The organism is Neobacillus cucumis (assembly GCF_016908975.1).
Lineage (GTDB): Bacteria > Bacillota > Bacilli > Bacillales > Cytobacillaceae > Neobacillus > Neobacillus cucumis.
The window spans coordinates 183,707-205,347 of the sequence record NZ_JAFBEX010000010.1 but is presented as its reverse complement, the minus strand read 5'-3'; the positions used below and the strand labels follow the sequence as shown (position 1 = coordinate 205,347).

General features: G+C 37.1%; 25 protein-coding genes. 16 read left to right on the top strand and 9 right to left on the bottom strand.

Annotated elements, in window-relative coordinates; translation table 11 throughout:
• Positions 1-7: 7 nt before the first annotated feature.
• Together JOC76_RS15450 and JOC76_RS15445 are read right to left on the bottom strand one after the other, a co-directional pair.
• Entirely contained in the window at positions 8-583 is a 576-nt protein-coding gene (locus tag JOC76_RS15450; RefSeq protein WP_205178906.1) for an HTH-type transcriptional regulator Hpr, read from the bottom strand.
• A 147-nt stretch (positions 584-730) separates the two neighbouring features.
• Positions 731-1,096, bottom strand: coding sequence for a YtxH domain-containing protein (locus JOC76_RS15445; RefSeq protein ID WP_205178905.1), 366 nt, complete (start codon positions 1,094-1,096; stop codon positions 731-733).
• A gap of 124 nt (positions 1,097-1,220) precedes the next feature.
• Here JOC76_RS15445 and yhzF point away from each other — a divergent pair, with 124 nt between their 5' ends.
• Positions 1,221-1,412 (top strand): membrane protein YhzF, encoded by a 192-nt coding sequence (gene yhzF, locus JOC76_RS15440; protein WP_205178903.1) that lies wholly within the window; start codon positions 1,221-1,223, stop codon positions 1,410-1,412.
• 38 nt (positions 1,413-1,450) lie between these two features.
• On the opposite strand, the gene JOC76_RS15435 is transcribed toward yhzF, so the two are convergent.
• Positions 1,451-1,996: a tryptophan transporter gene (locus JOC76_RS15435; RefSeq protein WP_205178901.1), complete on the bottom strand. Its 546-nt coding sequence runs from the start codon at positions 1,994-1,996 to the stop codon at positions 1,451-1,453.
• 160 nt (positions 1,997-2,156) lie between these two features.
• Positions 2,157-2,576 carry an HIT family protein gene (locus tag JOC76_RS15430; RefSeq protein ID WP_205178899.1) on the bottom strand — a complete coding sequence of 140 codons (420 nt, stop codon included), beginning with the start codon at positions 2,574-2,576 and terminating at the stop codon, positions 2,157-2,159.
• A gap of 636 nt (positions 2,577-3,212) precedes the next feature.
• On the opposite strand from JOC76_RS15430, the gene JOC76_RS15425 reads away from it, so the two are divergent.
• The 3 genes from JOC76_RS15425 (at position 3,213) to JOC76_RS15415 (ending at position 6,248) form a co-directional block, all read left to right on the top strand.
• Positions 3,213-3,953 carry an ABC transporter ATP-binding protein gene (locus tag JOC76_RS15425; RefSeq protein ID WP_205178897.1) on the top strand — a complete coding sequence of 247 codons (741 nt, stop codon included), beginning with the start codon at positions 3,213-3,215 and terminating at the stop codon, positions 3,951-3,953.
• A complete protein-coding gene (locus JOC76_RS15420) occupies positions 3,946-5,157 on the top strand; it encodes an ABC transporter permease (RefSeq protein WP_205178895.1) in 1,212 nt (403 codons plus the stop codon). The genes JOC76_RS15425 and JOC76_RS15420 overlap by 8 nt, the downstream gene beginning before the upstream one ends.
• A gap of 368 nt (positions 5,158-5,525) precedes the next feature.
• Positions 5,526-6,248: an EcsC family protein gene (locus JOC76_RS15415; protein ID WP_205178893.1), complete on the top strand. Its 723-nt coding sequence runs from the start codon at positions 5,526-5,528 to the stop codon at positions 6,246-6,248.
• Positions 6,249-6,267: 19 nt separating this feature from the next.
• Here JOC76_RS15415 and JOC76_RS15410 read toward each other — a convergent pair whose 3' ends face one another.
• Positions 6,268-7,443: a M20 family metallopeptidase gene (locus JOC76_RS15410; protein WP_205178891.1), complete on the bottom strand. Its 1,176-nt coding sequence runs from the start codon at positions 7,441-7,443 to the stop codon at positions 6,268-6,270.
• Between the two features lie 145 nt (positions 7,444-7,588).
• Between JOC76_RS15410 and JOC76_RS15405 the strand changes: the two genes are divergently transcribed.
• Both JOC76_RS15405 and JOC76_RS15400 read left to right on the top strand, forming a co-directional pair.
• Positions 7,589-8,227, top strand: a complete 639-nt coding sequence (locus JOC76_RS15405; RefSeq protein WP_205178889.1) for a phosphatase PAP2 family protein — start codon at positions 7,589-7,591, stop codon at positions 8,225-8,227.
• 36 nt (positions 8,228-8,263) lie between these two features.
• Positions 8,264-8,641, top strand: coding sequence for a hypothetical protein (locus JOC76_RS15400; protein WP_205178887.1), 378 nt, complete (start codon positions 8,264-8,266; stop codon positions 8,639-8,641).
• Here JOC76_RS15400 and JOC76_RS15395 read toward each other — a convergent pair.
• Positions 8,633-10,030, bottom strand: coding sequence for a putative NADH:ubiquinone reductase complex subunit (locus JOC76_RS15395; RefSeq protein ID WP_205178885.1), 1,398 nt, complete (start codon positions 10,028-10,030; stop codon positions 8,633-8,635). The two genes, JOC76_RS15400 and JOC76_RS15395, sit on opposite strands and share 9 nt — an antisense overlap.
• 124 nt (positions 10,031-10,154) lie before the next feature.
• Positions 10,155-10,655, bottom strand: a complete 501-nt coding sequence (locus tag JOC76_RS15390) for an antibiotic biosynthesis monooxygenase family protein (protein ID WP_205178883.1) — start codon at positions 10,653-10,655, stop codon at positions 10,155-10,157.
• 246 nt (positions 10,656-10,901) lie between these two features.
• Here JOC76_RS15390 and hemE point away from each other — a divergent pair, with 246 nt between their 5' ends.
• From hemE to JOC76_RS15360, 6 genes are all read left to right on the top strand, one after another.
• A complete protein-coding gene (gene hemE / locus JOC76_RS15385) occupies positions 10,902-11,948 on the top strand; it encodes a uroporphyrinogen decarboxylase (RefSeq protein WP_205178881.1) in 1,047 nt (348 codons plus the stop codon).
• 147 nt (positions 11,949-12,095) lie between these two features.
• Positions 12,096-13,028: a ferrochelatase gene (gene hemH, locus JOC76_RS15380; protein WP_205178879.1), complete on the top strand. Its 933-nt coding sequence runs from the start codon at positions 12,096-12,098 to the stop codon at positions 13,026-13,028.
• Positions 13,029-13,455: 427 nt separating this feature from the next.
• Positions 13,456-14,190 carry an MBL fold metallo-hydrolase gene (locus JOC76_RS15375; RefSeq protein ID WP_205178877.1) on the top strand — a complete coding sequence of 245 codons (735 nt, stop codon included), beginning with the start codon at positions 13,456-13,458 and terminating at the stop codon, positions 14,188-14,190.
• A gap of 15 nt (positions 14,191-14,205) precedes the next feature.
• Entirely contained in the window at positions 14,206-15,195 is a 990-nt protein-coding gene (gene lplA / locus JOC76_RS15370) for a lipoate--protein ligase (protein ID WP_205178875.1), read from the top strand.
• Between the two features lie 87 nt (positions 15,196-15,282).
• Complete coding sequence (locus JOC76_RS15365) at positions 15,283-16,059, top strand: enoyl-CoA hydratase-related protein (protein ID WP_205178873.1); 777 nt, start codon at positions 15,283-15,285, stop codon at positions 16,057-16,059.
• Between the two features lie 315 nt (positions 16,060-16,374).
• On the top strand, positions 16,375-17,646 hold the full coding sequence (locus JOC76_RS15360; protein ID WP_205178871.1) for a M48 family metallopeptidase: 1,272 nt from the start codon (positions 16,375-16,377) through the stop codon (positions 17,644-17,646).
• An 81-nt stretch (positions 17,647-17,727) separates the two neighbouring features.
• On the opposite strand, the gene JOC76_RS15355 is transcribed toward JOC76_RS15360, so the two are convergent.
• A complete protein-coding gene (locus JOC76_RS15355) occupies positions 17,728-17,964 on the bottom strand; it encodes an IDEAL domain-containing protein (RefSeq protein WP_205178869.1) in 237 nt (78 codons plus the stop codon).
• 193 nt (positions 17,965-18,157) lie between these two features.
• Here JOC76_RS15355 and JOC76_RS15350 point away from each other — a divergent pair, with 193 nt between their 5' ends.
• The gene (locus JOC76_RS15350; protein ID WP_205178867.1) at positions 18,158-18,718 is read left to right on the top strand and encodes a competence protein ComK; all 561 of its coding nucleotides are present in this window, start codon (positions 18,158-18,160) and stop codon (positions 18,716-18,718) included.
• Here JOC76_RS15350 and JOC76_RS15345 read toward each other — a convergent pair whose 3' ends face one another.
• Complete coding sequence (locus JOC76_RS15345) at positions 18,719-19,087, bottom strand: YhjD family protein (RefSeq protein ID WP_205178865.1); 369 nt, start codon at positions 19,085-19,087, stop codon at positions 18,719-18,721.
• Between the two features lie 275 nt (positions 19,088-19,362).
• Here JOC76_RS15345 and JOC76_RS15340 point away from each other — a divergent pair, with 275 nt between their 5' ends.
• The 3 genes from JOC76_RS15340 to lepB are packed head-to-tail and all read left to right on the top strand — an operon-like array spanning position 19,363 to position 21,539.
• Complete coding sequence (locus tag JOC76_RS15340) at positions 19,363-20,304, top strand: LCP family protein (protein WP_205178864.1); 942 nt, start codon at positions 19,363-19,365, stop codon at positions 20,302-20,304.
• 25 nt (positions 20,305-20,329) lie between these two features.
• Positions 20,330-20,995: a TVP38/TMEM64 family protein gene (locus JOC76_RS15335; protein WP_205178862.1), complete on the top strand. Its 666-nt coding sequence runs from the start codon at positions 20,330-20,332 to the stop codon at positions 20,993-20,995.
• Positions 20,985-21,539 (top strand): signal peptidase I, encoded by a 555-nt coding sequence (gene lepB / locus JOC76_RS15330; protein WP_205178860.1) that lies wholly within the window; start codon positions 20,985-20,987, stop codon positions 21,537-21,539. The genes JOC76_RS15335 and lepB overlap by 11 nt, the downstream gene beginning before the upstream one ends.
• Positions 21,540-21,641 lie beyond the last annotated feature (102 nt).

The following is a 21,641-nucleotide window of genomic DNA, read 5'->3' as shown; positions in this document are numbered from 1 at the left end:
GTCTTCTTTAAACTAGCTCTTGCTCAGCTTTTTTTGCTTTTTTTAACGTGCCATTTTCTTCAACAAACTCACTTTCAATATTATGAAAAGAACGTTCAAAGATTTCCATAAAATCTTCACCATAAATATTGCGGACAATGGCCATCATTTCGATAATATCAGGAAACTTGCCGTATAAATCACGGAGTGGTAATGCACCTGAAAAAGCAGCATTTCCATTAGGCTCATACGTTTCCATTGATTTAAGCAAAATCTCTTCGCCTTTGTCAGTTAGTTGAATATACGTATTTCGCTTGTCATTTTCTTTTTTTGAAAATTTCAGCAATCCTCTTTCTTCTAACTTTTTCGAAAAATTAAAAGCTGTTGAGACATGCATGACCCCAAATTTGGCAACGTCTGAAATAGAAGCACCATTCAAATGATAAGCGATCCAGAGAATATGATGTTCATTAATATTTAAATCATAGGGTTTAATCCATTGCTGCCAATCTTTTTCAATTGATTTCCATAACGCTTTGCTTAATTGTGTTATTCGTTGACTAAAAATCATCGCTTCCTTTAACGAATATTGTTTCTCGGTCATCCCCATTTTCACCTACTTTTAATTTCTCTATTTTCATTATGCCAATAAAATAAAAATTAATAAAGTATAAATTCACAAAATTTTTAGAAATCACACAATTTTTATCTTGATATTTATGTTTTTATGAAAATTTTACCGTTTATTAAGTCAAATCTTACGAGTATCTGGAATTTCCTCTTCTAGTTTATGAATGGTTTCTTTCAACTCTATAATATTTTGTTGAATCTGCTGTTGCTTTGGACGTACTTCTTCTTCCCAATGCGCTAGAGCAATTTTAACTTCAGATAAAAAGGCTACTATTTGTGCACGTCCCTCAGTTGATGCGTGAACAGCAGCGTCTTTAAGGTCCATTAGGTTCTTGTTTAGGATCTGTAATTGATTGAAGCCACGCTGGGTACTTTTTTTAATATCGCTTCTAGTTACCTTACCTGAATTTGGCGCAGTGAGTAAGATACTTATTCCAGCAGCGAGCCCTCCAGTCATAAATCCGAGCAAAAAAGGTTTAACTTTCATTTTACTTACTACCTCCAAATTAGGCTATTTCAAAAAATACAAGTTCTTCATAGGAATGGATGGTAAAACATATAAATAGTTACAACATTGTTCGAAATAGACTTAAAAATAGGGGGAGCAAGGGATGAAAACCGCTGCTATGACGTTTTTTATTTTAAGTGCTATCCTTCTCATAGGTACACTTAAATATTTAGTTGAATTAAAAAGACCTGGTGTGTATCCACCCAAACAAGTTTTAAAAAAAAGAACAGCCGGACTTGCCGGAATTACGTTCATTTTTTTGTTAATTGCATTTATTTCTTCACATTTTTCATAGAAGTAATTTAAGAAAAGAACCCGGGTGGGGTTCTTTTCTTAAATGGATCCCGTGGATTTCTTTTGAATCACGGTTGCTGATGTTAATTTGGTTCTTTTAACAATTGATTGAGCCACTGGATACAAAATAACCATTACGATCGTATTTAGTACAGTTGCCGGTAAAACAGCAGCTAAAAATAACGCTGTAAATGGGGCAGGTAAGCCTGCAATAAAAAAGGCTGCACCTAAAAATACACTACCTGATATTAGTGTACCGATTGCGGTTAAGACTCCGACGCTAATAATCGAATTTCGGTATTTGTTTAAGGCTAAAAATAATCCGAAAAAGACTAGTGCAGTGATCGGTTTTTCAATCATATTCGGAATGGTACCACCAGGAAAACTAGTTGTAATGCCAGACAATACACCAGTTACAATGGCAAGCAGCATGACACTCTTAATTTCTGGAATTAAGATAATTCCTAAGAACATCATCGCAAGCATCATATCAGGCTTAATACTTAAAAAGGCTGGCATGACTGTATGCAAGACAACCCCAATTCCCGCCAAAAGTGCTAATACCACTAGATTCTTTGTATTCATTTCTCATCTCTCCTCTGCTATCCTAAGCTATTTGTATTGGTTTCTCCCACAGTGCACTCATTGCCTGCAGCGAAAAACTTACACTCATTATACCATACTACAATAATATTTTTAAAGAAATAATTTTCAGAAAATTAATAATTACAGCTGTTAAAATAAACTAAATTTGTTTTTGTATTTTTGCAGCCATGTCTTGTAACATTTGTGGAGTATAATCACTTTGATTGTTTTTCCAAACAGCACCGAAGCCATCACCTTTTCCGTAACGTGGAATCAAATGTAAATGGAAGTGAAAAACAGATTGTCCAGCATCTGCACCATTATTATTGATTGAATTTAACCCAATTGGTTCAAATTCCTTTTTTAGAGCATTTGCAATCGATGGTACGACTTCATAAAGGTTTCTAGCTATTTCGGGTGTTAATTCATATAGGTTTTCTTTATGTACCTTTGGAATGACAAGGGTATGTCCTTTTGTTACTTGACTGATGTCTAAAAAGGCCACAACATGTTCGTTCTCGAAAACTTTTGCTGACGGAATTTCACCATTTACTATCTTACAAAAAATACAATCACTCATTACATACAGCCCCTTTTATAAAAAGTTTGTATTATTTTACCATAATTAAGCGAGAAAAGAAAAAGACAGGATTCGCGTGGGAATCCTGCCTTCTCGAAGGGGAATGCTTCAAATCTGCGTTCATTCAGGAATGTTCTTTGATAAACACCTCATTTTTTTAAGAGTGTTTTTTTAAAAGATACATCATTGTTCAAGCTGACCATCCCCTATATGTTTTTATTGGTTACTTACCTTTAAAAACGGGTTGTGATCTGCGGTAAACACCTCATTTGTTGTTTATTTTTTTAAGATAAACAGTTGGTGTTAATTGAACTCTAAATGGTTAGCATGCACATTGTACAAAACAACCATCCCCTTTTTTTGAAACGAATAGAAGCTCACTTGTTTGAAAGGAAATTGTCTTTGACAGACACCTCATCTCAAATTTTGATGAAATCACTTCATCGGTATAAGTTATCTCCCCTTCGAATATTATGATGTCCGATTGCCAGGGTTTTATTCAAAAAGAATGAAGAAAAGTTGAAAACTATTTTTATCAAGAGTTATTTGATAAAATTAGAAAAAAATGAAATCCATGGTTTTTACATGTATTGATGCTTTTATTTACGATAAATTGAAACGGAAGGACGTTTACAAATGGCTTTATTAACGATCGAACACCTTGTGGGAGGATACACAAGAAATCCGGTTTTAAAAGATGTTTCCTTTGATGTTAACGAAAAGGAAATCGTCGGTCTGATTGGTTTAAATGGGGCTGGGAAAAGTACAACCATTAAACATGTTATCGGACTAATGGAACCACATCAAGGTACCATTAAAATTAATGGTCAGTCCTTTATAGAAAATAAAGAAGCTTATCGTCGATTATTTACGTTTGTACCTGAGACCCCCATATTGTATGAGGAACTAACTTTGGAAGAGCATTTAAGATTGACGGCAATGGCTTATGGATTAAAGGATTCTGTCTATAAAGAAAGGATTGCTCCATTGCTTGCTGAATTTCGGATGGAGAAACGCTTAAAGTGGTTTCCGGCGCATTTTTCAAAAGGGATGAAACAAAAAGTCATGATTATGTGTGCCTTCCTTGTTCAGCCTGACCTTTACATAGTGGATGAACCATTTGTTGGGCTTGACCCTCTTGGGATTCAATCACTCCTTGATTTAATGAAGAAAATGAAAGAGAATGGTGCAGGTATTTTAATGTCGACCCATATTCTTGCGACTGCTGAAAGGTATTGTGACCGTTTTGTTATTCTTCATGAGGGGAAAATCAGGGCTAAGGGCACGCTTTTTGAACTAAGAGAGCAATTCTCGATGCCTGCCGCGTCTTTAGATGATTTGTATATTCAATTAACAAAGGAAGAAAATTATGTTTGAAGAGAAAAAGCTTTGGAAGGATCGCGCCGGGGGTCGGATGAAGGATTTAGGGAGATATTTACGTTATATTTTCAACGGTCATCTTGTGATTGTTTTATTATTTTTAATTGGTACTGCTGCCTTTTATTATCAAGAGTGGCTTAAAACGCTCCCTTCTAGTTTTCCAGCAGAGATTATTTTGGCGTTAATCCTGGGATTTTTTATTACATATAGCCCTGTTTATCATTTTTTGTTAGAAGCGGATAAGGTGTTTTTACTTCCCTTAGAGGAGAAATTAAAAGGGTACTTTTTACGTTCCGGAATGGTGAGTTTAATCTTTCAAGGATATATCCTATTAATGGCTCTTGCTGTTTTAATGCCATTGTATGTAAGGGTTAGTGGGAATGGATTTCGTTTATTTATTCCGTTTTTAGTCGTCTTACTACTAATAAAAGGGTGGAATATAGCAGCTTCTTGGAAGATTCAATTTTATGTTGAGTTGGCAGTTCATCGATGGGATTATTTAGTTCGTTATTTTATTAACATTGTATTTCTTTATCTTTTATTTAAACAGGCACATCTTTTCATTCTCCTTTTAATTGCAGTAATAATGGTCTTTTACTATTACTCTTTCCATATAAAGACCACTAAGATGGGGTTAAAATGGGAGCAATTAATTGAGGGAGAAGAAAAGAGGATGGCTCAATTTTACCGGTTGGCCAATTTATTTACCGATGTTCCAAAGGTAAAGGATATAGTTAAAAGAAGGAGATACCTTGATTTATTCATTAGCAAAATTCCATTTTCACAAGAAAAAACCTATTTGTATTTGTTCGCACGAACATTCTTACGTTCCTCTGACTATTTAGGACTGTTTGTCCGCCTAACAGTTATTGGAGCCCTTGCTATCTATTTTATTTCATTTGGAATCGGACAACTTATGCTTTCTCTTTTATTTTTATATTTAACAGGATTTCAGCTGCTTCCATTATGGAATCACCATCAGAATAAACTTTGGGTTGATTTATATCCTGTTTCACAGCAAGATAAGACAAACTCATACCATTTCCTATTAATGATCCTATTAGTGATCCAGTCGCTTATTTTTGCATTAATGATCTTGATAAAGGGAATATGGCTCGATTCCTTGCTTGTATTAGGCGTGGGGCTAGTTTTTAGCTATTTGTTTGTTTATGTATACAGTAAAATCCGTCTGAAGAAATAAATAACTTACTCTAATCCCTTTTTAAGGGATTTGATTGTCGAGAAGGGTATTTTTCTCGGCAATTTTTTATGTTGTTCAGAATTTATAAATTGTCCCTGCGAATGGGCCTGTTGATTTCCGCTACGGGCACTCGCTTACCGCGGGGAGGTCCTGAAGCCTCCTCGGCGCTTACGCTCCTGCGGGGTCTTCAGTGACCTTTCTATCCCGCAGGAGTCGAGTGCCCTCCGCTCCAATCAACAGACATGTTCCAAAGACTAAACTAAGAGTTTTTCGACAATCTAATCCCTTTATAAGGGATTTTTTTTTGAAACAATTGGGCGGTTCTCTCCGTATAGATTCATAATATAGTGTAAGAGGAGTTGGTCCAGTTGAACGAATATGAATTAAAAGTTTACGAAGAAGTAGAAGAATGGAAACGAAGAATGATTAGACGTTCAGGGATGATGAATAGGTTATCTAAAAAAGCTCAAGGGAAAATTAATGAATGGATACCTGAAAAGGTTCATGAAATGATGACGGAAAGCATCAAAGCAATGGTAAAGGCAACTTTATTTGGGTCACAGCTCACTACCAGTAAAGATCAGGTTAGAGGGTTAACTCTGGCTGAAAAGGACGAATTAGTTCAAAAAAAGATTTCAGTATATCAAAAAACAGCTATCGTTGAAGGAGCAGGAACAGGAGCAGGGGGAATCTTACTAGGGCTTGCCGATTTTCCATTACTCCTTACCATCAAAATGAAATTCTTGTTTGAGGCGGCTTCTATTTATGGATTTGATACTAAAAAATATGAAGAGAGACTATTTATCCTGCATGTCTTTCAATTAGCCTTTTCAAGCGATGAAATTCGAAAGGATACGTTAGCAGAAATTGAACATTGGGATGATCGGAAGAAAGCATTAGTAGAAATGGATTGGCGAAAGTTCCAGCAAGAATATCGCGATTATATAGACCTTGCTAAAATATTCCAGCTTGTTCCTGGAATTGGGGCGTTTGTTGGTGCCTATGCCAATAATAATCTTCTCAAAATCTTAGGTGAAGCAGCGATGAATTGTTATCGCTTAAGACTGCTGTCAAAAGCCCCTGAACAATAATGACAGGGGCTTTTGACTTTCAATTGTGATGGACATTTACTGCTGCTGTACCTAATGTCTTCGCAGCAATTAACATCGCTTTCTCATCAATATCGAATTTAGGGTGATGATGCGGGTATCCAACTTCTTCTCGCATGGGTCTAGCTCCGGTGAAAAAGAAGGTGCCAGGGGTATTTTCTAAATAATAGGCAAAATCTTCTCCGCCCATTTGTAGTTCAGTTTCTTCAATGTTTGTCACTTCTGGTACAACTTGGGCACAACGGATGAGAAATTCTGTTTCTTTTTCGTGGTTAACAACCGCTGGGTACCCTCTGATAAAATCAAATTGATAGGTACTTTCTGATGCATAACAAGTACCATGAATGATTCTTTCCATTTCCTCTTCGATAAATTGTCTTAATTCTTCCTTAAATGTACGAACGGTCCCTGAAAGCTTTGCCTTGTCAGCAATCACATTAAAGGCATTCTCAGCAATGAACGAGGCAACTGTAACGACTGCAGCATCCACCGGATTTACCTTTCGGCTGACAATCTGTTGAAGATTTACCACTAGCTGTGAAGCAGTCACAAGGGCATCACGAGTTTTATGAGGCTGTGCACCATGCCCGCCTTTTCCTTTTATCTCTATTTCGAACCGATCTGCTGCTGCCATAATAGGACCAGTTCGGTATTGGATTGTACCAGTCGGTTCACTTGCCCATAGGTGAGTACCGAAAATGACATCCACCCCTTCCAGACAGCCATCTTCAATCATGCTTGCGGCCCCGCCAGGTGCAAATTCTTCAGCGTGTTGATGAATAAATACATATGTCCCTTCTAATTCATCTCTAAGCTCATATAATGATTTTGCAAGAACAAGAAGGGTGGCAGTATGACCGTCATGTCCACAGGCATGCATCACACCAGGTACTAATGATTTATAAGGTACATCCTTTTCATCTTGTATCGGTAATGCATCAAAATCAGCACGTAAGGCAACAGTCTTACCCGGTTTTTTACCATATACTTTAGCAACTACGCCATTACCCCCGACTTGACCTTTTACTTCTATATTTAATTCTTCATAATAGGATTGAATAAATTTGGAAGTGTTGTATTCCTGAAAGGATAATTCGGGATGCTGGTGAAGATAGCGGCGGATGGAGACCATTTCATCATAGTAACCTTCTAATTTAGCAAACAAGTTGTTTATCATATGTAAACCTCCTTATGGTATAAGAATCTATTTTCAAACAATTTTAACATTTTTAATAGGATAATATAGATTTTTAAAGCGAATTTTCTTATACTTTTTTAAGTATGCAAAAAAGAGAACGTGAAGAGACTGGGGGGGTTGTTTCTTGAAAAATAAAAGTTTGGTTGTTTTTCTTATAATTGCTATTTTCATTGCAATATTTACTTCAATCAAGGTGATTTTGCATAGTGCATTTTGGATGGATATTAATGTTGCAGGCTGGTTCGCACACGTACCAAGTAATGTCATTCCTTTTTTTATTCAAGTATCAGAGATGGGAGATAAAATAGGGATTGGGATTGTTGCATTGATTATGCTAGTGTGGTTATTGCTGAAAAGACGTAACTACCCAGGTGCTGCGATGCTGGCTTTATCACTTGCGTTAGCAAATGAAGTGTATAAGATATTAAAAGATTTATTTGTTCGTCCAAGACCTGATTTAAAGTATCTTGTTCCAGTTGAAGGCTATAGTTTTCCAAGCGGTCATGCAATGCTTGGAATCGTGCTTTATTTTACGAGTGCTTATTTATTAATCGAGGCTAGCAAGTCGAAAGCTCTGAAATGGCTGTTTTCAATTTTAGCGCTAGTAGTAATACTTTTAATTGGGATAAGTCGAATCATTTTACATGTTCATTATCCTTCCGATGTGCTTGGAGGTTATGGCTTTGGCTTTATTTGGGCGGTAATTTGGATTTTCTTATACAAGTACTTTAAACAAAAATTTACAAAGAGGGGGCCGAGCTAATGCCGGCCACTATTTTTTATTAAGGCTGTGTTAAACATGGATGTTGATTTCCGCTTCTGGCGCTCGCTTTCCGCGGGCGTGCCGGGGAGCCTCCTCGGCGCTAAAACGGAGGGCACTGAAAAAGTGCTTTTCTGTTTAATTATGAAATTTCCGAAAAACCTAATCCCAAAATTTCACCGTTTTCCAATATCAAAGTGGGGGAATTCAGTCTATTTTACCACTAATTATAAACTGGAAGTGGGGATGGGATTTTCAGGAATTAGTTTCGCATTAAATTTCACAGACTTTTTCAGTGGCCTCGCTAAAACGCCTGTGGGGTCTCCCCATCCCCGTACTCCCGCAGGAGTCGAGCGCCTTCCGCTCCAATCAACATCGTTCCAAAATCAACAATATTCTTTACACAGCCTATATTAAAAACATCGCGACTATTGTTGTCACAACAAGGCCAATGACTACAGGGATTAGGTTTCGTCTGGCTAATTCAAACGGATCAACATTACAAATAGCTGCCGCAGGAATTAAGGCCCATGGTACAAGGGTTCCACCACCCACCCAAATGGCGGCAATTTGCCCAAGGGCAGTCAGTGTTGCGGCTCCTTTACCAATGGCTGCAGCAAACAAGCTGGCAATGGATCCTGCAAGCGAAATTCCTGAGAAGCCTGAACCGTCTAAACCAGTAATAGCGCCAACCGCTGTTAGTGTGACGGCTCCTACCACTTTACTAAGAGGAACAAGGCTGGCAAGAGCAACCCCTAAATCGTTCACAATTCCGTGGGAACCCTTTGGTAAATAATCTCCAATAATAGTAGTGAAACCACTATCCCCTAAATAAAAGAAAGCTGCTATTGGAATAACAGGACCAAATACCTTAAAACCAAACTGGAAACCCTCTATTAAATATTGAGTTGTTTTTTCTAGACCTTCGTTCTTGTGACTTGTGACGGTAATAAGCAGAAGGATAAAGATTGAGGTTCCGCCAATAAGGGCCGTTGCATCTCCACCTGTTAAATTAAGAATGGACATAGATACTACATCTGCAGCAAAAAGAACGGGTACTAATATAGCAAAGAAACGTCTTTGTGTGAGGGTTAAGAGGGTTGGATTATCACTGTTCTCCACAGGCGCATCGGCTAATGTGGACGAAGCTGTTTGTAGGGTTCCCCGTTTCATATCTCTCCTTAACAAGTAGAAAGCGCAAATCGTGGTCACTAACCCCATAATAAAGACTAATGGAATACTTGCATCAATAACATCCTGGATGGGAAGTCCTGCGGCATCCGCGGTAAGTTTCGGGGCTGCCTGGATTACATAATCTCCCGATAAGGCAATTCCGTGTCCAAACAAGTTCATGGCCATGGCAACCCCAAGTGACGGCAAACCCGCCCTTAAAGCAACAGGAAGCAAAACGGCACCAAGTAGAGCAACGGCAGGGGATGGCCAGAAGAACCAGGAAATCACCATCATTAAAATCCCAATGGTCCAATAAGCTAGCCCTGGAGTGCGGATTAATTTTCGGAATGGTGAAATCATTACATCATTGATTCCAGTTGTAGTCAATGTATGGCTCATCGCCACTATAATGGAAATAACAAGAATAGTAGATAATAATTCTGTAATGGCATAGCTGAAACTGTTAAAAATACTGCTGACGGAATGACTTAAACTCCCAGTAGCTGTGAGGGCAATTAAGAATATACCGATAATACAAACGATGGTTGTGTCCCTTCTCATAACCATAAAACCAATGATTAATATAATAAAGGCTACATAAATCCAATGCAGAGCAGTAAGTTCAATAAGCATCGTAAATCCTCCTTTCTGACCTCAGACGGGATAAAAGCCCATGTGAGTGTAATACAGAATATGTAATCTGTATCAAGTGGTGAGTTGGAGGAATAAAAAAATGGAGAATCATCTCCATTAATTATTACGATTCACTATTTTCAGCAATCGTATATTTGCTTGTATAGGGTGCATCTATGAATAAATTTTGTGGTCCATTAAAATCAGCCATTAGTGCATTAAATGTGGTGTTGGTACTCTGCCATTTTTGATACAAGTCTTTATTTTCCCATATTGTCATCAGAATGTAAGGATTAGAATTTAGAGAACGGAGTAATCGCAATGCAGTCAAACCTGAGGTATTTACTAATGTTTCTGCCTGTTGTTTAAACTGGTGTTCAAATAAGGGACGACCCTCATCGGTCACAGCAATGTTATTCATTACAACAAAACCTTCTTTCTTTAACTCTCCATAGGATTCCAAGACCTCGTACCTGCGTGGTTCGTTAAAGACGGTTTGTTCGTTGGTCTCATGAAGCAATAATGCGCCATTTTCATTTAACATAGCGAGCATTCTTTCAAGCGGATATTTCTTTTCAATTTTCTTTAAAAAATCAAGTGTTCCAGTCGTAATAAAAATCTTCATTTTCTTTTCACTCCTAAATGATTAGCCTTCGCTATTCTATACCATTTTATATTCCCTATGCTTTTGTTAATTTAAACAAATTAAGTAACCTAAAAACGACTTTTTTTTGACAGATAATACCCTACGCTATACACAATTAGGTTTAATAGATATAGTGAAGACAGCTATGTATACCAATGGTTTTTATTTTTTTCTCCGATATATTAAAATGAAACACAGACAGTCTTTGAAAGGTGGACATTCTTCATGACAAGAACAATTAATGAAACATTTTTAAAAGCCGCTAGAGGTGAAAAAACAGATTATGTACCTGTATGGTATATGCGCCAAGCTGGACGTTCGCAGCCAGAGTATAGAGAGATAAAAGAAAAATATTCTTTATTTGAAATTACGCATCAGCCTGAGTTATGTGCCTATGTTACACGACTGCCTGTAGAACAATATAACGTGGATGCTGCTATTTTATATAAAGATATTATGACACCGCTCCCAGCCATTGGGGTGGAAGTAGAAATAAAGGGCGGCGTTGGACCGGTTATTGATAAGCCGATTCGCTCTTTAGCCGATGTAGAAAAATTAGGGGAAATACACCCAGAAGAAGACGTTCCATATGTATTGGATACGATTAAATTATTAACACAAGAACAGTTAAATGTACCATTAATTGGTTTCTCTGGTGCCCCTTTTACGCTTGCGAGTTATATGATTGAAGGCGGTCCATCCAAAAACTATAATAAGACAAAAGCATTTATGTATTCCGAGCCAAAAGCATGGTTTGCTTTAATGGATAAACTCGGTGATATGATTATTACTTATGTAAAATCACAAATTAAAGCTGGTGCAAAAGCCATTCAAATATTTGATTCTTGGGTTGGTGCTTTGAATGTAGAAGATTATCGTTATTTCATCAAGCCAATTATGAAGCGAATCTTCACTTCATTAAAAGAGGAAAATATTCCATTAATTATGTTTGGTGTTGGAGCAAGCCACCTTGCCTTGGAATGGAATGAACTGCCGCTAGATGTTGTCGGTTTAGACTGGCGTTTACCTATTCGCCAAGCTAGAGAAATGGGTATCCAAAAAACTGTACAAGGCAACCTAGATCCGGCCATTTTATTAGCTCCTTGGGAAGTAATTGAAGAAAGAGCAAGAGAAATTTTGGATCAAGGAATGGCACATGATGGGTATATCTTTAATTTAGGCCATGGGGTTTTCCCATCCGTAAATCCTGAGACATTGAAAAGATTAGCATCCTTTATCCATGAGTATTCTTCACTTAAATTAAACCGTTAATATTTAAATATGAGTCATTAAGTTGGTAAGCCATCCATTTTTTTGGCACAATATAATAAGCTGTTTTAAAAAGGCATTAAGGATAAGAAGCCTATAATGCCTTTTTACATAATAAGAAAAAGCAGGATTCAAAATGAGGTGCGATAAATGACAAAGAAAAAAATGGGGTTGTTAGTCATGGCATACGGTACCCCATATACACAAGATGATTTAGTACCATACTATACCCATATCCGCCATGGTCGTAAACCAACACCGGAAATGATAGAAGATCTTCAGAATCGTTATGAAGCCATCGGGGGAATCTCTCCTTTAGCTAGAATTACGTTAGATCAAGCAGAAAAGCTTGAGAAACATCTTAACCAAGTCCAAGACGAAATTGAATTTAAAATGTATTTAGGTTTAAAACATATCAAACCATTCATTGAAGATGCCGTAAAAAAAATGGTTGAAGACGGTATCGAAGAGGCAGTAAGTCTTGTCCTTGCCCCTCATTTTTCTACCTTCAGTGTTCAATCCTATAATGGAAGGGCTGTTGAAGAGGCAGAGAAATTGGGTGGTCTTAAGATTAAAACGATTGAAAGCTGGTACCAGGAACCCAAATTTATTAGGTATTGGTCAAATCAAATAAAACATATTTATGATCAAATGCCGCAAGTTGAAAAGGAACAGGCTGTTTTAATTGTTTCGGCACACAGCTTGCCGGAGAAAATTCTTCAATACGGTGACCCATACCCAAGTCAGCTTCAAGAAACAGCTGATCTAATTGCTGAGCAAGCGGGGATTAAAAACTATGAAATAGGCTGGCAAAGTGCCGGAAACACGCCAGAACCATGGATTGGACCAGATGTTCAGGATTTAACTAGAGAATTATTTGAACGGAAACAGTATAAGTCCTTTATTTATGCCCCAGTAGGGTTCGTTTGTGACCATCTTGAGGTGCTTTATGATAATGATGTTGAATGTAAAATAGTAACGGACCAATTAGGAGCTAATTATTACCGTCCAGAGATGCCCAATGCAAAAGCTGAATTTATTGACTGCTTATCAACGGTTATTTTAAAAAGGCTAGAGCAATAGGCGTAATTGAACCATTATTATCGGGTATTTATGCTGGCGATATAGATCAGTTAAGTCTTATGTCTACGTTTCCGCAATTTTATGAAATTGAACAAAAATACCGAAGTTTAATCCTGGGAATCAAAAAAATGTCGTCAGCACAGCCAAAACAAAAGGATGTTAAGGATCAGAAAAAAGGCGGCTTTTTAACCTTCAAAATCAGGTCTTCAATCGTTTGTGGAAGCGATTGAGTCAAAGCTTAATCCCAATATGCTTATTGCTGCCACCCCACATCAGACTACCCAATCGATGTTTTCTGATTACGATGAATCCTGATTTCTCCATTAGCACAATCTCACCAGAAGCTGTTCAATAAGTGCAGCTTCTTATTTCTATCTCAGAAATCAAATGCAGGTTTTTATCTAGATCTAGAATTGGAGGAGATTTTATGAAATTAACGGTTATTGGTTATTGGGGAGGATATCCAAAGAAGAATGCTGCAAGTTCAGGTTATTTACTTGAGCACGAAGGCTTTCGATTATTACTTGATTGTGGAAGTGGCGTTCTCTCAAAACTACAAAATATCATTCAACCGGGGGAAATAGATGCGGTCATTCTCTCTCATTATCACTCGGATCATATTGCTGATATTGGCGTGTTGCAGCATGCCCGGTTAATACAGGGCTTCCTTGGAAATGATCTTCCTACCCTTCCTATATACGGACATACATTTGATCAACCTGAATTTGGCAAACTCACCTATAAATCCATCACAAAAGGGGTGGGCTATGAGCCTACAACCGTCCTTTCTGTGGGTCCCTATCAAATCTCCTTTTTAAGAACAAACCACCCGGTTCCCTGTTTTGCCATGAGAGTAGTGGCAGGTGGGAAGACCGTAGTTTATACGGGTGACAGTTCCTATAAAGAAGAATTTATTGAATTTAGTCATAATGCAGATGTCCTTCTATGTGAATGTAACTTCTATGGAAATCAAAGTGGCAAGTCTGCAGGTCATATGAATAGTATTGAAGCAGGACAGCTTGCAGAAAAAGCGAAGGTAAAACAATTAATCCTTACTCATCTGCCGCACTATGGGAACCTGGATGATTTAATGGCGGAAGCTTCTGGGGAGTTTGGCGGAACAACTAAGTTAGCAGAGGAATTTTTATCTATCTCACTATAAGGAGGGAAGAGGACGATGTTATTTATTGATAATAAAGGAATTACAGATCCACGGATCAATTTGGCCATTGAAGAATATGCTCTAAAGAATCTTGATATAAACGAAACCTACCTATTGTTTTACATAAATGAACCATCCATTATTATTGGCAAAAATCAAAACACGATTGAAGAAATTAATACCGATTATGTTGAAAAGAATGGAATTCACGTGGTCCGTAGATTATCCGGAGGTGGTGCAGTTTATCATGATCTTGGTAATCTGAATTTTAGTTTTATTACGAAGGATGACGGGGAAAGCTTCCATAATTTCCGAAAATTCACCGAGCCTGTTGTTGATGCATTGCAAAAATTAGGGGTAAATGCCATGTTGAGCGGCAGAAATGATTTGGAAGTTGGAGGCAGGAAAATTTCTGGTAATGCTCAATTTTCTACAAAGGGTCGAATGTTTAGTCATGGGACCTTAATGCTTAACTCAGAATTGGAAAACGTGGTGTCAGCCTTAAAGGTAAAAAAAGATAAGATTGAATCAAAAGGAATAAAGTCGGTACGGAGCCGAGTGGCTAATCTTTCAGAGTTCTTAACAGAGCAGATTAGTATCGAAGAATTCCGCTCCTTATTGTTAAAAAATATTTTTGATGGTCAAGACTCTATTCCGGAATATGTTTTAACCGAAGAGGATTGGGAGAAAATTAACCAACTATCAAAAGAACGTTATCAAAACTGGGAATGGAACTATGGTAAATCACCAAAATTTAATTTGCAACATTCGCATCGATTCTCGGTAGGCTCAATTGATGTCCGGTTAGAGGTAAATAAAGGACTAATCGAAAGCTGTAAAATATACGGAGACTTCTTTGGCGTTGGAGAAGTAAAGGATATTGAGGAAAAATTAACAGGAATTCGATATGAAAAAAGTGAAATAGAACAAGCCCTTTCTGACCTGGAGACAAACTATTATTTTGGGAATGTAACGAAAGAAGAGTTTATAAATTTAATCTATTAACTCTCTCAAAAGGTTAATCATTAAAATTTTTTTAAAAGGCAGGCATTTTGTCTGCCTTTTTGGAATTCTTTAATAGGGGGGAGAGAAATGGAGAATATACGAGCTGAAGTTAAAAAACATGTCGCAGTTGTCACGATTAATCGTCCAGACGCACTTAATGCTTTTAATTATGACACACTACTAGATTTAAAAAGTAAAATAGAATCGATCCGGTTTAACCAAGAGGTGAGGGCTGTAATTTTTACCGGTGCTGGAGAGAAAGCCTTTAGTGTGGGTGCGGATTTAAAAGAACGAAAGCATTTAACAGATGAGCAAGTGAAACGAAACTTGGATAAAATTAATGAGGTATTTAACGATATTGATCAGCTCCCACAGCCCACGATTGCTGCGATTAATGGTTTTGCATTTGGCGGTGGAATGGAACTGGCACTGGCATGTGATTTTCGGATTGCTGCTAATCGTGCAGTGATGGGATTAACAGAAACAAGTCTTGCGATTATTCCTGGTGCAGGTGGCACCCAACGGCTTCCACGATTAATTGGTCAGGCAAAGGCGCTGGAACTTATTTTAACGGCTCGACGACTGACAGCAAGCGAAGCCCATGATTATGGGGTACTGACGAAGGTCGTAAATCATAGCGATTTACTTCGTGAATGTTTGGCCTTTTGTTCATTACTTTTAGCTAACGGACCTGTAGCCCTACAGCAGGCTAAATTCGCAATAAAAAATGGGATGAATACGGATTTACATACTGGTCTGAAGATCGAACGAAAGGCATATGAAGTAACCCTTCCAACCGAAGATCGGATGGAGGCACTACAAGCCTTCTCAGAAAAAAGAAAACCAGTGTTTAAAGGAAAATAACATGGTGTCAGGCACCGTGTTATTTTTTTATCGTGTATGAAATTATAAAATTTTCGCTTGTGGATAAATGTTAATAAAAGGACTATCGACGTCCAGCTCCAGCGCCTAGCCCCTCGAGGTCATAAGTCACTCAGGGAATGAAGGCAAAGAACGCCTTCTTTCCCTGAGTGGCTTATGCTTGTCGGGGCTGTTCAAGGCGCTTGCGCTTTTGTTCTTTAGCCAGGTTTTTTAACGGGCTTTTTGCTTTACTGGTTCTAAATCCGCCTTTTTAAACTAAACTAGGTATAGAGGTTGTACAAAAAGGGGGACAAAATCATGGTACGGAAAATGGGGGTCTATGCGGTTTTGGCCTTTTGTTTATATGGTTTATTTATTTATTGGTATTTATTTCACTTTGCTAATACCTCATTACCATTTGAATATCAAGGATCCAAAGCAGACCCATCAACCTTTCTTAATGGGAGGGAATTGAGTTTAAGCGAAGAGTATTCTAAAATTAAGAACTTATTGTTCTTTTTATCGACTCCATTTGAATGGCTTTTTTATTTTCTTATCTTATTATTTGGGTTTTCAAGAGCCTTTAAAAAGTGGGCAGATCAGTCTGCAAAGTATAAGTTGCTGCGAATGCCAATTTATTTAATCTGGTTATCCTTCTTTGCATTTATTGCAACTTTTCCTTTGAATTATATTAGCTATTCATTGTCTCGGACCTATCATATTTCAACCCAAACCTTTGCCTCCTGGATGAAGGATGAATTAATTGATTTTTGGGTCAATTATGCTTCATGGCTGATTATTGTTCCAGTCCTCTACTGGGTAATGAAGAAAAGTCCGAAACGATGGTGGCTTTATGGCTGGCTGTTATCCGTTCCTTTTACCTTATTTATGATGTTTCTTCAGCCTGTTGTTATCGACCCGTTATACAATGATTTTTATCCACTAAAAAATAAGGAATTGGAAACAAAAATTTTAACTTTAGCAGAAAAAGCACATATTCCAGCTCAGCATGTTTTTGAGGTAAACATGGCGGATAAAACCAATGCATTAAATGCTTATGTTACAGGGATTGGTTCAAATGCCAGGATTGTTCTATGGGATACTACATTAAACAGGTTAAATGATAATCAAATTTTATTTATAATGGCTCATGAAATGTGCCATTATGTTGAAAAACATATTTATTTTGGCATAGCAGGTTATTTGCTTATGTCACTGCTGGGACTTTATTTAACTTATAAAATAATGAACTGGGCATCGAAAAAATGGGGTAAAGAATTGAAAATTAGCGATGTTCGAGATATCCGATCATTACCGTTATTTTTTATGATTTTGTCAATGCTGTTGTTTGCTTCCAGTCCGCTGACTAATTTAGCTTCGCGCTATGAAGAAACACGTGCAGATCGATATGCCATCCAGATGACTAAAAATCCAGAAGCAGCCATTAGCTCTTTCCAAGAATTAACCCGGTCTGGGTTAAGTGAGGTAAATCCGCCTTTCCTAGTGAAAATATTCCGCTACACCCATCCATCTATGTTAGATCGTATTTCCATGCTTGAAGAATATGAAATTAAGCACCAAAAACAATAATAATCTTTAGGGGCTAGAGAATATCTCTGGTCCCTGTCTTTTTGAAAAGAAAAAACCGCCAATGTAACGGCGGTTTACCATTTAGGTTCCGAATCGTTTGTTAATTTCCATTAGCTCAATAGATAGAAGTTGAAAGGTCTTTTTATCACGAGAATCAATGGCTTTGTCAATTCTAGACAACAGCTTTTCCTTTTCAACATTTAATTGGATTTCTGATAGCAGCATCTCAATGTATAAATCTTGGACAAAGTTCTCTTTCAGACGGGTTCGTTTCATGGCACCAATTTTCATTAATTCAGAGTACGACTTGTCGTTCATGAAAATCACCTCTAGAGCTTTTTTAAAGTATATGGACTTTTTCAAATAATATCAATACTTTTTAAAATTTTCTGATAGTTTTATTCTTGACATCTAATTATGAATATTTATCGAACAATCTGATGTAATTAAGGGTAGAAAAAGCAAAAAGTGGTAAGATATGGGGGGAATGCAAACGAAAGGGGTTGGGATTTTGTCAAAGGAACTTACGGAAGAGTATATTGTGAACTCGTGCACCAGGTACATACAGCCTAAAGAGTATGGAAATAAAGTATTTTCATTAATTGGTGAAGTTGAGGAAGAAGTCCTTAGTCCAGTAAAGCCATTTAATATTATTCAAAAAAGCTGTGCTTTTTATGGTGTTGATTATGAAGGCAGGAGGAAAGGAACGCGGTTATTAATTGATTATTCAAGAAAACTTCCAATCGTAATTGAACCCATTAACAATATCTATACATTTTGTTCTGCTTCTCCAGAGAACCCAAAATGTATCTGGTTCTTTGCTGAACATATTAAGGATTATCGGCGTGTTTCCACAAGGGAAACAATGGTCATTTTTCGAAATAATCAATCACAAATTTTCCCGGTTTCGTATAGTACATTTAATACCCAAATGTTACGAACTTCCTATTTACAAATGAAGTTAATGCAAAGAGTCGAATTTAATAAGGAAAAATTAGTTTTTTTACTCCATGGTCCAAGAAATTTAAAGGCCTCAGAAAGCAGCGAACTTTATTTAAATAAAAAAAATTAATTACGATCGGGATAGGTGTTTTTTTAATAAGTATACTTCTAATAATTCCTGGACTTTGTTTCGAATCCTAGGATTAAAATAATTGTGATTTTCCTCATAGCCCTTATAAATAAACATATACATTGTAAAAGCATCGTCCCGTTTAGTCTCCACCACCTGCAGCTTATTCTTTTTCATATATTGTTTTACCACGGCTAAATCCCGTTGAATTTCTTTCATCGTTTCTTCAATTAAATTCAGATAGGGTTTCTTTAATTTAAAGGGGCTGGTTTCCACAACGGCTAAATCCCGGTTTAGGACAATCAGAACCATTGGTAAATAAATAGCCTTTTCCATAATATCACGATCATCATCCGGTATTCTGGTCATCTTCATCCACACCTTTCTGTAGAAAATAATCGAACAAATGTTCCTTTATATTTTAGCAAAAGTGGTTTAATAAATGCAATAGGAGATTATTTTTTGGAGCTTGTCAATGGACAAGCTTTCTTTGTTGAAAAAAATAAGGCAATAAATGAGAAAGTTTTTATTAATAGAAGGATAATTGAAAGGGAAAAATGAATTAAATGAGAAAACATAAAGTTAACTCGTCGTAACATATTGGAGTTGAAGGCAAATAACGTGGACGAATGGGTGATAAACAAATGAGAGCAGATAAACATCAGAAAAAAAGAAAGAAAAGATGGCCGTCCATTTTACTTTTGTTTATCCTGTTAATAGGTGCTGGAGCAGGATATGCTTATTATCAATATAAACAGGGTATTAATCAATCATTAAAGGATATTAATACTGGAAATAAAGATACAAACGTGGTTTATGATTTTAAAGGACAAAAAGATCAGTACGGTGATACGAATGTCCTGTTACTTGGAAGTGATGCTAGAGGAAACGAAAAGTCCCGCGCTGATACGATAATGATTCTCCATTATAATGAAGATAAAAAAACCTTCAAACTAACATCGATAATGCGGGACAGCTATGTCGCTATTCCAGGACATGCTAAACATAAAATTAACTCTGCTTTTGCACGAGGCGGTCCAGAGCTAATGAGGCAAACGATTAAGCAGAACTTTGATATTGATTTACAATACTATGCGATTGTTAATTTTCAAGGCTTTGTCAAGCTAATTGATGAAGTATTTCCGAATGGTGTTGAAATAAATGTGGAAAAAGAAATGTCAGCGTATGTTGATACACCATTAAAGCCTGGTCTACAACGATTAAATGGGGCTCAAATGCTGAGTTACGTTCGTTTTCGTCATGATGCTATTGGTGACTTTGGACGTGTTCAAAGACAACAGAAAGCAATAAAAGCCATTAGAGAACAATTAAGCGGTCTTCAAACCATTGCGAAGCTTCCCAAATTAATTGGTGTGGTTACACCGTATATAAATACCAATATGGCAACAACAGATGGTTTATTTATGGCGAAAGAATTTCTTTCAAGTGACCAAGGAAATATTGAGACCCTGAGGATTCCAATCGATAATAGTTTTACGGAGCCAAGGATAAGCGGAGAAGGAGATGTACTTGATATTGATGTAGAGAAAAATAAAGAAGCGCTCCATCAATTTATCTCTAAGTAATAAATAGTATAAAGGAGAAAGCGGGATGGACTTAGAAACACTTAAAGCTTGGTTTACACTTGAACATATCATGAGCCTTATACGTGAGTATCGGGCTCTTGGACCTATACCAGGAATTTTATTGATTGTTGTGGAAGCATTTTTGCCGTTTCTCCCCTTATTTGTATTTGTATTAGCCAATGCCAATGCCTTTGGGCTTTGGTTTGGTTTTTTGTATTCTTGGCTTGGGGCTTGTTTAGGTGCCATGCTTGTTTTTCTACTAATTAGAAGATTTGGGCAAGAACGATTATTATCTTTTTTGCCCAAGCACCCAAAGGTCCGCAAACTGATGGACTGGGTAGACCGTCATGGGTTTGGTCCTCTCTTTTTACTAATCTGTTTTCCGTTTACCCCGTCAGCTGTTGTCAATATTGTTGCTGGTCTTTCAGGAATCCGATTTGCTCAATACGCTCTTGCGGTGTGTATTGGGAAAATGGTGATGATTTTTACCATTAGTTTTATCGGCTATGATCTTCATTCATTGATTACCAAACCTCTTCGGACGGTTATTGTTCTGTTAGTTATTTTTATTCTCTGGCTGGTTGGGAAAAGAATTGAGGTTAGACTGAATAAGCATATGGAATATGCCCATAATGGAGAAATAGATAGAAAGAAAGAGAACGAGAAACGGAGGAGTGTCAATGAAAACTGAATGGAAAAAAGAGGGGTTAGAATGGGTTAAGGCTTTCGCGATTGGCATTATTATTTTTGCTTTTATTCGAACTTTTTTCTTTTCCAATTATGTAGTAGAAGGCGAATCCATGATGCCAACTCTTCAGGATGGGAATAAACTCGTGGTCAATAAGCTCGGATATGAAACAGGCGAGCTAAACCGATTTGATGTGATTGTCTTTCATGCGAATGCAAAAGAGGACTTTGTAAAGAGAATTATAGGACTCCCAGGTGATAAGATTGAGTATCGGGATGATACACTATATATCAATGGTCACAAGTATAAAGAGTCATTTTTAGATATTTATAAAAAGAAATCCCCTGGCGTAAAATTGACGGGAGATTTCAGTTTAAAAGAAATTACCGGTGAAGAAACTGTGCCTGAAGGAAAATTATTTGTTCTAGGTGATAATCGGTTAGACAGCTGGGACAGCCGTCAATTTGGCTTTATAAAGGCCAGTCAGGTTGTTGGTAAAGTGGACTTGCGCTATTGGCCGTTAAATGAAGTAAATGTTCATTTTTAATAGTGATTATGATAACACGATTGCTTCAATCGTGTTTTTTTATTGAAGAATACTAAAGTATAAATTTTCGACTTTGAGAATTGTTCAGCTCCAGGCGCCATC